The organism is Moorena sp. SIO3I6 (assembly GCF_010672095.1).
In genome coordinates this window covers 1-1,260 of the sequence record NZ_JAAHHU010001453.1, presented here as the reverse complement: position 1 = coordinate 1,260, position 1,260 = coordinate 1, and the positions used below count along the sequence as shown (strand labels likewise).

Below are 1,260 nucleotides of genomic sequence, written 5' to 3'. Positions count from 1 at the left end.
TTGTCACGCCAAATTGGCGTGACAAGTGAGACAAATTCAAGTAAGAGCGGTAGGATGAAAGTAACAACAAACCCAAAGTTGTTGTTAGCTACCTAACTTAAAAGTGTCGAGCTAAAGTTTCCGCCAAATTGGCGTGACAAGTCAGACAAATTCAAGTAAGAGCGGTAGGATAAAAGTAACAACAAACCCAAAGTTGTTGTTAGCTACCTAACTTAAAAGTGTCGAGCTAAAGTTTCCGCCAAATTGGCGTGACAAGTCAGACAAATTCAAGTAAGAGCGGTAGGATAAAAGTAACAGCAACCAAGTTGTTGAGTAACATAAAACTAACCAAAGAGCAGACCAACCATGAATATTTCTGACCTAAATCACATCGAAGTTGTTAACGAAGAAACCAACATCATTGGTGCAGGATTCTCCGGAAGTGTATTCTTCAGAGATCGCAAGGACATTGATATCAATAAAAGGGTCAATATCAGAGAGCGCTTTGAGTCTATTGTGAAGGTTCGGGGCAACGCGGCTACTGCTGAAGCTACTGCTGATGCCAAAGGTAAGGATAGTCTGGCTGAAACCATTACTGACGCTCAAGCTAATTCCTTCGGCTCTTCGGCAATTTCTCTTTCTGTGGCTTTTGTCGACTAATCTTAGTAGGGACTAAATCTTAGTAGGGACTAAACCGTATTCCCTACTAAGATTGCTAGGATTAAGCATTTGCTTAGCCACCTACCTAACCCACCTACCAAACTTAATCAAGTTTCCGCCAAATTGGCTTGACAAGTGAGACAAATTGAATAAGAAGCGGTAGACTAAAAGTAACAACAACCAAGTTGTTGAGTAACATAAAACTAACCAAAGAGCAGACCAACCATGAATATTTCTGACCTAAATCACATCGAAGTTGTTAACGAAGAAACTAACATCATTGGCGCAGGATTCTCCGGACGTGTATTCTTCCGCGATTTCAAGGACATTGATATCAATAAAAGGGTCAATATCAAAGAGCGCTTTGAGTCTCTTGTGAGGGTTCGGGGCAACGCCGCTACTGCTGAAGCTACCGCTGATGCTGTTGGTAAGGATAGTCTGGCTGAAACCATTACTGACGCTCAAGCCAATTCCTTCGGCTCTTCGGCAATTTCTCTTTCTGTGGCTTTTGTGAACTAATCTTAGTAGGGACTAATCGTAGTACCTGATCAGATTGCTGGGGGTAAGCATTTCTATATAGGATAAATTCATCTCTAGATTTACTGACCAATGCTTCCCCCT

General features: G+C 41.7%; 2 protein-coding genes. Both read left to right on the top strand.

The genetic code is table 11. The features are described from left to right. Window positions 1–345 precede the first annotated feature (345 nt). Entirely contained in the window at window positions 346–639 is a 294-nt protein-coding gene (locus F6K49_RS50190) for a hypothetical protein (protein WP_293110333.1), read from the top strand. 225 nt (window positions 640–864) lie between these two features. Continuing rightward, window positions 865–1,158, top strand: a complete 294-nt coding sequence (locus F6K49_RS50185) for a hypothetical protein (protein ID WP_293110331.1) — start codon at window positions 865–867, stop codon at window positions 1,156–1,158. Window positions 1,159–1,260 lie beyond the last annotated feature (102 nt).

What these genes read in the sequence shown, in the direction of transcription:
- F6K49_RS50185 (WP_293110331.1), top strand. Translation starts at nt 865, where the DNA reads ATGAATATTTCTGACCTAAATCACATCGAAGTTGTTAACGAAGAAACT.
- F6K49_RS50190 (WP_293110333.1), top strand. Translation starts at nt 346, where the DNA reads ATGAATATTTCTGACCTAAATCACATCGAAGTTGTTAACGAAGAAACC.